We start from the raw sequence: 13,499 nt of genomic DNA on the forward strand, positions 1-13,499 counted from the left end.
CAAAATTTTAACAGAAGCCCTGAAAAATCCGAACAGAAAGAATTCGCAATTTCACAACAGGCTAAACAAATAATGATAAAAAAAGAAAGATCAAGAAAATTAACATTATCCAGATTATCGCATGACGTGAGGTGATTTCAGAATGCAAGAACTATTCGGTTTAGCTATTGCTAATTTGTTGATAAATGTTTTGAGGCCTAACCCAGAATCGTTGCAACCAATCATGGTGGCTGCCTGGCAACAGGCAAAAATTTTTGATGTTCCCACCACTCCTGATCCTATAGTAGAAAAAATTGTGGACGACTATCTCCAAAACATCACAGCCCTAGGTTTCTCTCTAGACAGACAAGGGGTTTGGATTCAATCAGATTGGGCTTATCTAGGACAACATCAGTCTAACCTTCCTTTGTCTGCCGCGTCTCTGACTAAAATTGCCACCTCTATTGCTGCCTTGGAAACTTGGGAAACAGATCATCGTTTTGAAACTCGAATTTATACGGTAGGTTCTCTCAAAAATGGAGTCTTAACAGGAGATTTGGTAATTCAAGGAAACGGTGATCCTTTATTTGTTTGGGAAGAAGCAATTACACTGGGTAATTACTTAAACAAATTAGAAATTCGTAAAGTCATAGGTAATTTAATTATTGTTGACAATTTTTCGATGAATTTTAGCTTTAATCCACAAACCTCAGGGGAACTGCTCAAAGTAGGCTTAGATAAATCTCGTTGGCGTAGAATTGTTGAACAAAAGTATCAAAACTTCCTTCCTAATACTCCTCGTCCCCAAGTAACAATCATGGGGGAGGTTCAAGTTCAATCTAATCTCCCAGAAGGTTCTCAATTACTAATCCTTCATCAGTCTTTAACTTTGGCTGAACTCCTCAAGCAAATGAATCTTTACAGTAATAATGCCATGGCTGAGAGCCTAGCACAATCGGTGGGAGGAGCAAAGATAGTAGCTCAGAAAGCTGCCAGAGCGGCTAATGTTCCTTTCGAAGAAATTCAATTAATTAATGGATCCGGATTAGGACTCGAAAACCGCATTTCTCCTCAAGCATCTGTGGCTATGTTAATTGGTATTCAGAAGAAGTTGGCAGGAAATCTCATGAATGTTACAGATATTTTCCCAATGGCTGGACGAGACACCACTGGAACGGTAAAATGGCGCAATCTTCCAGATGGGGTGGCAATTAAAACGGGAACCTTGGCTCAAGTAAGTGCCTTAGCAGGGGTGATATCTACGAAAGAACGGGGTCAAGTTTGGTTTTCTATCATTAATCATGGCTACAATATTGATCGCTTTCGAGTTGAACAAGATCAATTATTACAGCGGTTAGCTGATCATTGGCAACTGACTAATGTTTCATCAACTCAGCAAACTCAACCCTATTTAGGCGATCCTCAACGTAATAAGTTAAAAGCCAAAAGTTAAATTTTTAGGCTCAATGACTTTTATATCTAGTAAAAATTAAACAAATAATCGGGTTAAGCTACTTAAGAAGATCTACTTGTGTCGAAATAGAAATAATCTACAACCTGTCAATCCATATACTTGTTACCTGACCTTCGATAAATTTCTAGAACAAACAGGTTTTGTCTATTCTAGAAATTTATTAGAAGCCTCATTACTCATTTTGAAGTGGTTAAAATCTATCTTATTTCGTCTTTATACTTAATGTCTTTTTCCTAAGCAATAGGAATATTTTTTGAGCATATTATATCTTTTGTCGTAACTCAATCCCTATTTTTGTTTGATTAAAGGATATTTATCCTACAGCTCTTTTAATAAATTTTTTTTATCTAGTATTTAAAAATAATTAAACTATTTTTAGTTGTTTAGTTTTTTCAAATTGTATTTATGTTTAGGTTCGACAATCTCCTTCTAAATTAGGTTGTAAAACTTTCTTTTAATAAATAGATTTAACTTTAACTTAAGTAACTTTTTGTCTAAAAAAAACAAGGCACACGACTAGGAGAGGGGAATCCTTCTTAGGATCTCGAACTCCAGAAAAAATATAGACGGTCGAGTGCCCTTAACACATTATTATTCGTCGTCTTCTTTGTCTTGGGGATAGATAAAGGTAGAACGTCCTGAAAGGAGTGATTTACCTAAAGACAAAGCTTTTTGGGCTTCTTTGGCTGCTTGTTTTTTCCAATGTGCTTTGCGTTGATCGCGCTTGAGATTAGAGGTTTTCTTTTTTGGAACTGCCATAGTTCGTGATTATTGAGTGAGAAATTTAGACAACCTTCTTATTCTAATCGGTCTGGTCTAAATTTGTCTGGTTAACAAAAATTGAGTAATGTAAGTTTTAATATTGAGTGAAGTTATAGGGGTCTTGAAAAATTCTTGAGCAATGGACATGAGCACTAATTATTGTCAGCATTAACTACCGTTACAAGCTTGTGAAGCCAGTGCTTAAATTCTCTATCGAGTTAATTAATGCGGAGATTCCCAATACTTAATTAGTCTTATTAACGGACATCGCCCCTAAACTAGGATAGGATCTTACTTATGATAAGACAGGCAATATCAGTCAATAATTAGAAAATTAGCCATATTAACTCAAGTTAAATTGTTTTTTTAGAGTTATAGAGTTGGTTATCATGGAAAGGATTATTTAATTTCCATCAACAGCTATCCTGAAACAACTTTGAAGATACGCTCACTATTGGAACAATTAATTGCGACTTAAAACCCAAGGACTACTGATTATTCTTAAGCTTATTTAAACTGACGAAAATTGAGTACTTTAAAAACGGGTAATCGCCTTATTAAAATAGAAAAGAGCTACCTTGCTTTAACTAATTTAGATATTTATTTTTCAAAACGTCTTCTATGGGAAGTCCTCACATTCTCTTCAGACTCTCCAGAGAGACTTCCATTGTTATTAGTCACAATTCAGCAGCTAACTATTTGTCTATATTGCCTGAAGCATTGATCACCCTTATACTATTCACCGTATCCTCGGAGTCAGTTCAAAGATATGTCAAAAGAAAAGTTCGTTCGGCTTTCCTTTGCCCATCTTAACTACGTCCTCCTCTTCCTATGTTTGTTGTCCTACATCCTAATCCATCCCCAAAAACTAAATTGAAGAGATAAACAATAGTTTTGGTTGATATAATTGATGTTCTTTCTACTAAGATTGTTGATTTTTATACAGTTCAATCTCTATGGAATTCTGTCTAAAAAGAATGATTTTTTTTAAGGACAAAGTTCACCCTCAAAACGATTTATAAAAATCGTTATATTCTAAATGCTACTAAAGTTTTGGTTGGCATTAATCGAGTATCACAGTTCAATAAGTACATTGAAGTTGCTCATGAAATTAAGCCTAATACTCCCGTTTATAAAAAAGATATGGAAAAGATTACCCAATGAAGTTTAGGAATTGTGGAATCCGCCTATCCCTGGGAAATTAAAGCAAATTTTCAGTGGGGTGTGATCGTGGCGACCCAATTAGTTCGACCTAATCGTTGTAATCTATATCACACTACCCAGAAATCAATTACATAGTTACAAAGTAAACTACAGTAAGCTATCCATAAGGGAAGAACTGTTAAATTGATTCTAACGTGGAAATGAGGAGCTCTAGATAAATTCAATCTATATATTGTTTTTTGTGTATATTCCAGTATAAATTATATAAATAATTGTTCTTGAATCTAAGATTTTTATGCTCAAATCGCTTATGTTTTCTATAGTTATATTGGGTTGTTATGAACTAATATCATAATCATAATTATAGTCATTGATTGTAACAGTGGAAACTTAACAAATTAGCTATTAGTTGGCTATAGTAATGAGGAATTTAAACACAAGTGATCAATTTTATTAAAGAAAGCAAAGTGTATGCTACCGACTATATCATACACTTTTTTACTAAACACTAGATGTCAGTCTGTCTTAAAATTCAGCTAATAGAATTGAGAGAGCAAAAACTATCAAAGTTTACTTATGACCTAAAAATTTCATCCATAAACAAAATAAAAGTATAAATGTTATTTCTGAGTTCAGGAATATGAAAAGTTTAAAAAATTACGGACTGGGTAGTACTATGACAAAATATAAATTGCTTAAGTAATAAAGATACAAAGTATTGTTGTAATGTTTATTTATGACTACCAACTTAACATACTAGTAGATGATGAAATTTATAATATTTTTTCCTTATTTTCGCTGAAAATTACAGAAAAATGACTATTTATTAATAGTCATTTAAATAGTTAAATATGTCTGGAAAAACCAGATTCTATTTGTAAATTTTAGAGACACAGAGCCAGTAAAAAGAAGTAGAAAGGAAGATAAATGGGATAGACAAGAATTATCTTATTTATCTTCCTTTAATGCCTATCATTGTTTTCCATATTTCAACTAATTTCGTCGAATTTGAATACAACACCATTCTTGTTGTTGGCAAAGAGCAGTCACAACCCAACCATACTGTTCGAGGATATCAACAATAACTTGAGATTTATCAAGTAAAATGCCACTGAGAATGCCCCAAGCCCTAGGTTTAGCTAAAGCCGTGAGTTGAGGAATGAGCTCAATAATAACTTCGGCTAGAATGTTACATAAAATACCGTCTACGCCTTCGGGAACTAAATTTAAAATTTCTTGAACACTACCTTGGTTAATAACTAAAATAGACGGATGAATTTGATTGAGATAGCGGTTATGACGGATAGCATTTATTGCCAAGGGGTCGATATCCACGGCATAAAGCTTAGCTGCTCCCAGCAAGATCGCCCCAATCGAGAGAATACCAGATCCAGATCCAATATCAGCAACAATGGTTTCCCCGGTTAAGTCTGACAAGCACATCTCTAAAGATTCTAGACATAATTGCGTAGTAGCATGGGTTCCTGTACCAAAAACTGCTCCTGGATCAAGGCGTAGAATGAAGCGATCACTTTCTTGGGGAGGGGTTAACCAAGCCGGATAAATCAGAAAGTGATCACCTACCTTTGTGGGTTGCCAATATTTTTTCCAGCTACTAGCCCAGTCTTCTTCATCAATTAACTTCCAACTGGTTAATGGTGGAGGAAATCCTGAAAGCAAAGCATCCTGTTGTAGATATAGGGATAGGGCGGCTAAATCCGGAGAAACTTTTTGTAATTCAGGAATATAAGCATAAATTAAATAGGATTTTCCCTTAATATTTCTAGCGGTGCCCGAACAGCCAAATTGATCTAACCTCCAAAAAATAGACTCTTCTAAATTTGGGTGACAAAGGATGCTAATTTCCCACCAGATCATTGACATTAAAGATTTAAGTTAGTGACTGAGAAATAGTAAATTATCAATATCTTAAGCGTTAGTAGAGGATTTTCGACCAAAACGAAAATCTTCTATGGAGAATGTCAACACTATAACTTAACCGTGTAAGCATCCCGAATGCCAGCTACTTTAGTAATTTCTGTCAGTAACCCATCAGGAAGGGGATCATCAAGACTCAAAGCCATCACCGCATCCCCACGAACAATTTTTCGTCCTACTTGCATACTGGCAATATTAACATTAAAACTACCAAGCAGAGAACCAATTTTACCGATAATCCCTGGCAGATCGCGGTGTACAGTGAATAACATATAGTTACTGGGGGGAACGTTAATTGGGAAACCATCCACATCAGTAATCCGAATTTCTCCGTCACTGAGTAATGCCCCTGTTACGGAATGTTCTCCCATTGATCCTTGGGCTGCTAAATGGAGAGAACCAGAATAATCCCGAATCGTTGCATCACGGGTTTCAATGATTCTGATTCCTCGTTCTTTTGCTTCGATGGCTGCATTAACATAATTAACTCGTTCGCGTAGAGCTCGAGATAGCAGCCCTTTTATAGAAGCAATGATAAGGGGCTGACTTTTATTGGTTGCTAATTCTCCTTGAAGTCTTACTGTTAACCGTTCAATGCGTCCTCCTGCCAATTGTCCGGCCAAATTTCCTAAGGTTTCAGCCAGTTGTAAGTAGGGGCGTAATTTTTCCATGACATCAGGAGTCAGTCCAGGAATATTAACGGCTGAACGGGCAGGTAATCCTAACAACACATCTCGAATTTGCTCAGCTACATCAATGGACACATTCACCTGTGCTTCCGCGGTGGAAGCTCCCAAATGAGGGGTTAAAAGCACATTATCAAACTTTCGTAGTTCAGATTCTCCGAGGGGTTCTTCTTCAAAGACATCTAAGGCGGCTCCAGCAATTTTTTTATTGGCAATCGCCTCAACCAAGGCAGGCTCATCGATAATTCCCCCGCGAGCACAATTAATCAAGCGAGCTGTGGATTTCATTTTATTTAAGGCTTCTGTAGAAATTAAATGAGCAGTTTCTGAAGTTTTAGGGATATGGAGAGTAATATAATCGGATTGAGCAAAAAGTAAATCCAGATCTACCAGAGTGCAACCCAATTGATCGGCGCGTTCTTTAGAAATAAAAGGATCAAATGCCAATAATTTCATGCCCATGGATTTAGCGACATTAGCCACATGGGAACCAATTTTCCCTAACCCCACAACCCCTAAGGTTTTTTTGTAAACTTCAGCCCCAATAAACCTTTTTCGATCCCATTTCTTAGCTTTAACCGACCGATTCGCTTCGGGAATGTGTCGAGATAGAGATAACATCATAGCTAAGGCGTGTTCAGCGGCTGCGATAGTATTCCCTTCTGGGGAGTTAACTACCACAATGCCTTGACGAGTAGCTGCCTTAACATCGATATTATCAACGCCAACCCCGGCGCGTCCGATGATTTTGAGTTGGATTCCTGCTTCAATAATGGCTTGGGTGACTTGGGTTCCTGAACGAAGCATTAAGGCATTATACTCAGGAATGATTCTGACCAATTCTTCTGGAGAAAGTCCGGTTTTGATATCTACTTGCGCCACTTGAGACAAGATATCAATTCCTGCCGTGTCAATGGTATCGGATACAAGAACTTTTGCCATGGTTACTCTTATCTAGATCGCAGTTATTGGTGATGTTTGTTTAGTGTCTTATTGCAGTAGCTTATTGCTACCACGAACCTAAACTATAAAACCTTTTAAGTCCAAGGTTTCATGAATTGATGTTTATTCTGTAAGGATTCAGCAGTTACCTTCAGGTGACTTCCTTGCCTAACCTTATTTTCATTATTTCATCTCATTTACCATACCTCATTACTTGATTTACTCACTCAATTTTTAATACAAAATTCACCGAATAACACACGCAACGCAAAGTTCCCCTTTTTATAAAATTAGAGATGTCGTGCAAGTCAGATAGTTGATTTGCTATCTTTAGCAACTTATGCTGTGTCCTTCAAGGGTTGACGGTTGACTGTGATTTCTTTGAGGCTCCATGTTTTTATTTGTCTCCCAGTTGATTTTACGCTGGTTATCAAGTAATTTATTTCATGGCATCGAAAAATTACATTTAGACGTCTCTTCAGTCACTTTAACTACTAAATTTTTAATCTTCTTTCAGGCGACTTCAAATTATCGCTTTTAATTCTTAATGCTTAATTCTTAATTTTTTTAATCTTTGTTTAGTCTTTAAATTAAGTTTTACGTCTTTCTTAAATTTTCTACTTTTTTATCTCTTATATTTATTTATTGATTTATTTATAAAATGTTTTAGAAGTTTATCACCAAAATTAATGATGTTTTTAAAACTTTTTTAATCTAGTTTTTACAACTCGTATAATTGGGATAATTTCGTTTGCTTTTTATAAGAAAGCTTTGATAGCCTAGTTTCTTGAAGTTATAAATTAATAAATAAGATAAAATATTTATATTATATACCCATCAAGTATTGACTAAAATAAATAGTAAAAAATAAAGTAGATTATCAAATAAAGAAATAGCCATCAAACCAGTATTTACATTTTTTATATCCTTTGTGTTCGTGTACGTTTTTATAAGTCTTCGTCTCTGTGAGTAATTTCTGCTAAACTTTGCTGGTTATATAATTCCTGTAAGGTCTGATGTTTGTCTCGACGGGAAGGAATGCGGTATTTTTTGCTTTCTAACTTAGGTTCGTAATGTTTCTGTCCCGAAGTTTTAATTTTTAACTTCAAATTCGATTCTTGCTCTCCTATTTTGTTTCTAATTTCTTTTCTGTCAATAGCTTCTTTTAGAAAAGTTAAATAATGTTCGTATCGTTCCCAATCATCATTAATTATACAATCAGGTTCTCCCCGATGTAAACAGTCGTTAAATTGACAGTTACCTGTCTTAAGTTGCCGCTTTGTTTCAGGAAAATATAAAACTAATTCCTGTGGACAACAGTCAATATCAGGTTGATTAAAGCCAGGAGTATCTGCCAAAAGTCCTCCTCCTGGAAGTTCGAACAATTCGACATGACGGGTAGTATGACGACCTTTGTGGAGTTTGCCTGAAACCTTGCTTACTCTTTGGTAAACTTCTGGAATTAAAATGTTAATTAAACTAGATTTACCGACCCCTGACGGCCCTGCCAGGATAGTTATCTTGCCTTGTAGACGAGTGTTTAAGTCCTCTAAACCCTGATAATCTATTAGACTAACAAAAGAAGGATTATAGCCCCATTGTTCAATACGTTTTTGCCATTTTTTCCGGTTCTCTTCGACGATTAAATCTAACTTGTTTAAACACAAACATAAGGATAAAGATGTTGATTCGGCTTTCACTAAAAACCGACTTAATTGCCAGGGATCGAGGGGAGGATTTTCTAAAGCAAATACTACGAGTATTTGATCAGCATTGGCTACAGGTGGCCTGGAAAGTTCTGTTTTGCGAGGAAGAACTTGAGCGATCACTCCCTGTCTATCTTGATAGTCGGGTTCTTCGATGACCACACGATCGCCTACCATCACCTTTTGTCCAACTTTCATTAAACGAGTGCGTCTGGTACATAATAAGTCGAAAGATGATTCATAATTAACTACTTCAGATAGCTGATCTAAGCGAACTTGATAGAAATTTGCTTGCACGGCAATCACTGTCCCCAAAGGTCGAGATAAAGTCGAATGAGGATTAACATGACGATAAATAGAATTACTCACAAAATAATAGACTATAAATAATGACTCACCCTAGAGACGATATACTTTCAAGGAAAAAAAGTCCTGACGATCTTCAATGGTTTTAATATGATAGCCTTCTATGGTCAGACTATCAGGGACTTGTTCAATAGGTTCCCCTGGATCAAGCCATACTTCTAGTAATAAACCAGGGGACATCTGTTGTAATTTTAGTTTAGTGCGAACAAAGTTAATGGGACATGGAGTTCCTCGCAAATCGAGTAAAGGAATCTCGGTAGTTGTTTGATTCATTTTTAGAATACCCCCGTTGGACATTCATTCATCACCTTTTGCTTTTCTGATAAGCTGAGTTGGATATTAGACCATTAAATTTTGCAAAAATCATGACTCCTAATTCCCAACTTTCAACACCGAACTCAGATTAATGAGTCTATTTATGAAATAAGCTACCTAAGAAGCTTTCTAAACTACCCTTACCATGACTTTTACCTTTAATGTGTGCTAGTTGCTCGAGAAGTTCTCGTTCTTCCGTATTAATGCGGGTAGGAATTGAGATTTTCACAGTAATCAAATGATCTCCTCTAATGGAAGAGTTGCCTAATTTAGGAACCCCTAGATCTTCAAGCATCAGTTCTGTGTTAGGTTGAACTCCAGCGGGAATTTTTAAGTCCTGGAGACCATCAACAGTATTTATCTTGAGAGTACAACCTAGAATCGCTTGTAGATAACTGATAGTAATTTCTGAGTGAATATTCATTCCCTCACGAGTGAACTCCTTATCGGCTTCTACGAACAGGTAGACATAGAGATCGCCTGAGGTTCCTCCTCGCTTTCCTGCATCCCCTTCTTTAGCCACCCGTAGACGGGTTCCGTTATCAACACCAGCAGGGATCGTAATTTTGAGTTTTTTTGTTTCTTGTTTGCGTCCACTGCCCCCGCAAGCCTCACATTTTTCTTCAATAACTTCTCCGGACCCGTTACAAGTAGGACAGCCCGAGACTTGAGCAAAACTTCCAAAAGGGGTACGGGTTGCCCTTCGGACCTGGCCTTGCCCGTCACAGGTGGGACAGCTTCGAGGTACAGTTCCTGGTTTAGCTCCGCTACCATTACAAACTTGACAGGTTTCTAGATGGGGAATGTGAATTTCTTTTTCGCCTCCAAATATTGCCTCACTAAAACCGAGTTTTAAATCAAGTCGGAGATCATCTCCTCTGCTAGAACCACCACCGCCACGACGGGTTGTTCCGGTTCCTACTCCACCAAAACCACTAAAAATAGTTTCAAAAATATCAGCGAAGCCCCCTATATCACCATGGTCAAACCCGGCGGCTCCGGCACCACTGACTCCGGCTTCCCCGAATTGATCATATCTGGCACGAGTCTCTGGTTCTGATAGGACTTCGTAAGCGCGGTTAATCTCTTTGAAACGTTCTTCTGCCGCCGATTCTTTATTGATGTCGGGATGGTATTGGCGTGCTAGACGGCGATAGGCACGTTTAATTTCTTCTTTCTTGGCATTACGGGAGACACCAAGGATTTCGTAGTAGTCACCTGACATAGGGCATTGATCGTAATTATTGGGCTATTAAGTTTAGAGATAGGCTTGATTTTTACTTTAGCAAACTATCGTCAAGAAAACATCACCAGGTTTGGGTCTTCAGGTTTTAAGGGTCTGCAGGCTGAAGATTCAGAGTTTTGTTTTTTGACTCCTTACACACATCAGTTTAATGTTTTGTTAGGAAAAATTTTTAACAATTGATTTGTCATAACACCAAAAATATATAGAATAAAGCTAAAAACTCTTATCAGGTCACTTTCCCTGAGGTTCTAAAGCTGCTTTAGGATACACAATTCTTTGATGATGGAATTGCTGCCAAACTTTAACAAACACTTCAGCAATGATAGGTAGCTCCTCATATTTAATTCCTGAATCCTTCAATTGATTATCTCGCCATCGAGCTTTAAAAATTTTATGGATCATGGACAAAGCAGTTTCTGGGGTAGTTTCTTTCAAAGATCGTAAAGCCGCTTCACAGCCATCCGCCAACATTACAATCCCTGTTTCTCGTGACTGAGGAATGGGACCCTCATAGCGAAACTCTTCTTCACAAATTATTTTTTCTCCGTCTTTTTCTGCCTGTTGTTTAGCCTGATAATAAAAATAGGAAATTAACAACTTTCCTTGGTGTTCAGGAATAAAGTCACGAATCACTCGTGGCAAACCGTACTTACGAGCCATGACTAACCCTTCGGCAACGTGCTTTTTTATGATTTCCACACTTTGCCAAGGATCATTAATTTCATCGTGTTTATTAGGCGCACCCATTTGATTTTCAATGAATCCCAAAGGGTCGTGCATTTTCCCAATATCGTGATACAGCGTTCCCGTCCTCACCAACTCGACATTACAATGTAGTTCTCTAGCAGCTGCTTCGGCCAAACAAGCTACAAATAGGGTATGTTGAAATGTTCCCGGCGTTTCGGTCGATAATCGTTTGAGCAAAGGGCAATTAGGGTTAGCCAATTCTACTAACCGAATGGGAGTCACCAAATCAAACAAACGTTCTAGATAAGGAGAAATTCCTAAAGCCATGACACTCCAAAGAAACCCAGATAGACCATAAACAATTGCTCCTGGCAACACTGCTGACCAAATTGTCCCCTCCACCGGTGCGATAATTAGGTAAATGAGAAAGTAAAGGCCTCCTTCAACAATGCCAACCCCTCCTCCTAGACGGGCTAATTCATCTCGTGAACGGAGTCTTCCAGCCATCACCCCTGCCAATAAGCCTCCTGCAGTTCCTGCTAAAACGTAACTCCAATTCACTGTTCCTGCAGTAAATGTCGATAAACCACTTAATAATAAAACTTGAGTAACTGCTAAGGTAGGGCCATAGAAACTACTTGTTAGTAATCCGATAGCCTGTAGATTAGTATAACCAAGATTAAAAATTGCCAGAAAGGGGGTACTTAAGCTTAATAAACAGAGTAAAAAATGATCTCGGCGACGCATTGGACGATGAACATTCCGAGTCACCATACAAAAAACTGTTACTCCCCCTGCTACTAGAATCACAGAAATTCCTAATCCTAACCAATTGATGCCCCGGCGACTTAACCCAAAGCTGTCGAGTAAGATAAAATCTGCTTGGCTGATCGTTTCATTGGCTTTGACAATGACATCTCCCTCTTGAACTTCAACAATTACCGGTTCTACGGCTTGAGCCGCTTGTTCAGCTTGTCTCTTAGTTTCTTCCCTATCTACCGTTAAATTATGTCGATTTTGAAATACAGACATGAGCAGTTTTTGCCCCATTATCTTGCTAGACAAAGATATTGACGGATCAAATTGTATTTTGAGAATATCTTGTAAAAGATTATTGGGCATTCCGGCCGGAATGCCTTGAATCAAAATTTTTTCAGTGGTGTTGAGTAGTGCTTTTTGAGTATTTTTCCAAGTAGATTCATCTAAATTGAGAAAGCCAACAGCTATTTCTAGTGATAGGTAAGGACTTCTAACGCCAGCTAAAATTGATTTAGCCTTACTATACCGTTGACGAGCTTGGCTCATCTTTTCTAAAAAGGTTTGGAATTCTGTTCCTGTAGTGGTTTGCCGATAGTCTTTAAGCTCAGTTAAGACTTTTTTAAAATCGGGAGATAATTCGGATATTTTCTCAGAGAAGTTGTCAATATTATTAGGAATTAACTGGGACTTAGCCACATTTAAAACTTTTTGCCAGTCTTGTTCAGAAAAAGATCGTAAATTTTGTTGGGTGGGCAAGGGAAGCTGTTGAATACTAGCTACAGGAAAAGGATTACTTATGTTTCGTAATTGTTGCATACTGACTAGCGCTTCTTTCACAGTCAATTCTAGCTGACTGGTTAATTTAACATCCCGTTGTAATACAGGAATGATCCCGGTTCGAACTTCTTTTCGTTTTTTCTCAGTAGTTTTGATATCTTCAAAAGTTCCGTCCTCAGGAGCAATAATGGTTACTGGAGAAACAGTTCCCACAGCTAGTTTTGGTTGATTGTAGAAACGATAACTAATTACACTAGTCAAGGATATAATCGCTAAACCCCACATCATGGGTGGGTGAATTTTTCTCAAGGATGATGAGCTATGCAATTTTTGAAAAAAATTAGGAGCATGCTTTGACTGGGACTTGTGGGGCATAGGTGAAGCATCAATATTCCTCAAAAGCGAAAAACTAAAATTTCGGTAGTTTTTACGCCATTTATCTAGGCTTTGGGTTAAATGAAGCTTTTTCATCGTATGTGAGGTCGCTGAAAAGATATTAGGAGCGTAATAGAGAGCCCTAAGAAATACGCCACTAAATTAAACTAGGGTAGATCTACCTTGAAATTCGGCAATGATAAAACAATCTCAATTGAATCACCGACGTCTTTAACTACTTTACTGTTTCTCTCTGGAAATGGATTTGCTTTTAGGTATTATGACTCTTCTAGAATAGCTGTAAAAAAATTACACATAAACAA

Annotated in this window: 9 protein-coding genes; 2 read left to right on the forward strand and 7 right to left on the reverse strand. The window is 37.4% G+C overall.

Features of this window, described 5'->3' with window-relative positions; genetic code table 11:
- The first annotated feature begins 142 nt into the window (after positions 1-142).
- On the forward strand, positions 143-1,432 hold the full coding sequence (locus ETSB_RS05770; protein WP_044106857.1) for a D-alanyl-D-alanine carboxypeptidase: 1,290 nt from the start codon (positions 143-145) through the stop codon (positions 1,430-1,432).
- Between the two features lie 612 nt (positions 1,433-2,044).
- On the opposite strand, the gene rpmF is transcribed toward ETSB_RS05770, so the two are convergent.
- On the reverse strand, positions 2,045-2,212 hold the full coding sequence (rpmF, locus tag ETSB_RS05775; protein WP_044106859.1) for a 50S ribosomal protein L32: 168 nt from the start codon (positions 2,210-2,212) through the stop codon (positions 2,045-2,047).
- A gap of 1,179 nt (positions 2,213-3,391) precedes the next feature.
- On the opposite strand from rpmF, the gene ETSB_RS10515 reads away from it, so the two are divergent.
- Positions 3,392-3,514, forward strand: a complete 123-nt coding sequence (locus ETSB_RS10515) for a hypothetical protein (protein WP_269763987.1) — start codon at positions 3,392-3,394, stop codon at positions 3,512-3,514.
- Between the two features lie 858 nt (positions 3,515-4,372).
- On the opposite strand, the gene prmA is transcribed toward ETSB_RS10515, so the two are convergent.
- The 6 genes from prmA to ETSB_RS05810 all read right to left on the reverse strand — a co-directional run bounded on the left by prmA (position 4,373) and on the right by ETSB_RS05810 (position 13,272).
- Positions 4,373-5,263: a 50S ribosomal protein L11 methyltransferase gene (prmA, locus tag ETSB_RS05780; RefSeq protein WP_044106860.1), complete on the reverse strand. Its 891-nt coding sequence runs from the start codon at positions 5,261-5,263 to the stop codon at positions 4,373-4,375.
- A 104-nt stretch (positions 5,264-5,367) separates the two neighbouring features.
- Positions 5,368-6,945, reverse strand: a complete 1,578-nt coding sequence (gene serA, locus ETSB_RS05785) for a phosphoglycerate dehydrogenase (RefSeq protein WP_044106861.1) — start codon at positions 6,943-6,945, stop codon at positions 5,368-5,370.
- A 947-nt stretch (positions 6,946-7,892) separates the two neighbouring features.
- Positions 7,893-9,020 carry a small ribosomal subunit biogenesis GTPase RsgA gene (gene rsgA, locus ETSB_RS05790; protein ID WP_044106862.1) on the reverse strand — a complete coding sequence of 376 codons (1,128 nt, stop codon included), beginning with the start codon at positions 9,018-9,020 and terminating at the stop codon, positions 7,893-7,895.
- Positions 9,021-9,050: 30 nt separating this feature from the next.
- On the reverse strand, positions 9,051-9,290 hold the full coding sequence (locus tag ETSB_RS05795; protein WP_044107651.1) for a sulfurtransferase TusA family protein: 240 nt from the start codon (positions 9,288-9,290) through the stop codon (positions 9,051-9,053).
- 139 nt (positions 9,291-9,429) lie between these two features.
- Positions 9,430-10,557, reverse strand: coding sequence for a molecular chaperone DnaJ (gene dnaJ, locus ETSB_RS05800; RefSeq protein WP_044106863.1), 1,128 nt, complete (start codon positions 10,555-10,557; stop codon positions 9,430-9,432).
- A 252-nt stretch (positions 10,558-10,809) separates the two neighbouring features.
- A complete protein-coding gene (locus ETSB_RS05810) occupies positions 10,810-13,272 on the reverse strand; it encodes an HD family phosphohydrolase (protein WP_044106865.1) in 2,463 nt (820 codons plus the stop codon).
- Between the last annotated feature and the right edge of the window lie 227 nt (positions 13,273-13,499).

It is taken from the genome of cyanobacterium endosymbiont of Epithemia turgida isolate EtSB Lake Yunoko (assembly GCF_000829235.1).
Taxonomy (GTDB): Bacteria; Cyanobacteriota; Cyanobacteriia; order Cyanobacteriales; family Microcystaceae; genus Rippkaea.

Bases quoted from the DNA above. Each gene is read 5' to 3' on its own strand.
- ETSB_RS05770 (WP_044106857.1), top strand. From the start codon at position 143: ATGCAAGAACTATTCGGTTTAGCTATTGCTAATTTGTTGATAAATGTT.
- serA (WP_044106861.1), bottom strand. From the start codon at position 6,945: ATGGCAAAAGTTCTTGTATCCGATACCATTGACACGGCAGGAATTGAT.
- dnaJ (WP_044106863.1), bottom strand. From the start codon at position 10,557: ATGTCAGGTGACTACTACGAAATCCTTGGTGTCTCCCGTAATGCCAAG.
- rpmF (WP_044106859.1), bottom strand. From the start codon at position 2,212: ATGGCAGTTCCAAAAAAGAAAACCTCTAATCTCAAGCGCGATCAACGC.
- prmA (WP_044106860.1), bottom strand. From the start codon at position 5,263: ATGTCAATGATCTGGTGGGAAATTAGCATCCTTTGTCACCCAAATTTA.
- ETSB_RS05810 (WP_044106865.1), bottom strand. From the start codon at position 13,272: ATGAAAAAGCTTCATTTAACCCAAAGCCTAGATAAATGGCGTAAAAAC.
- ETSB_RS05795 (WP_044107651.1), bottom strand. From the start codon at position 9,290: ATGAATCAAACAACTACCGAGATTCCTTTACTCGATTTGCGAGGAACT.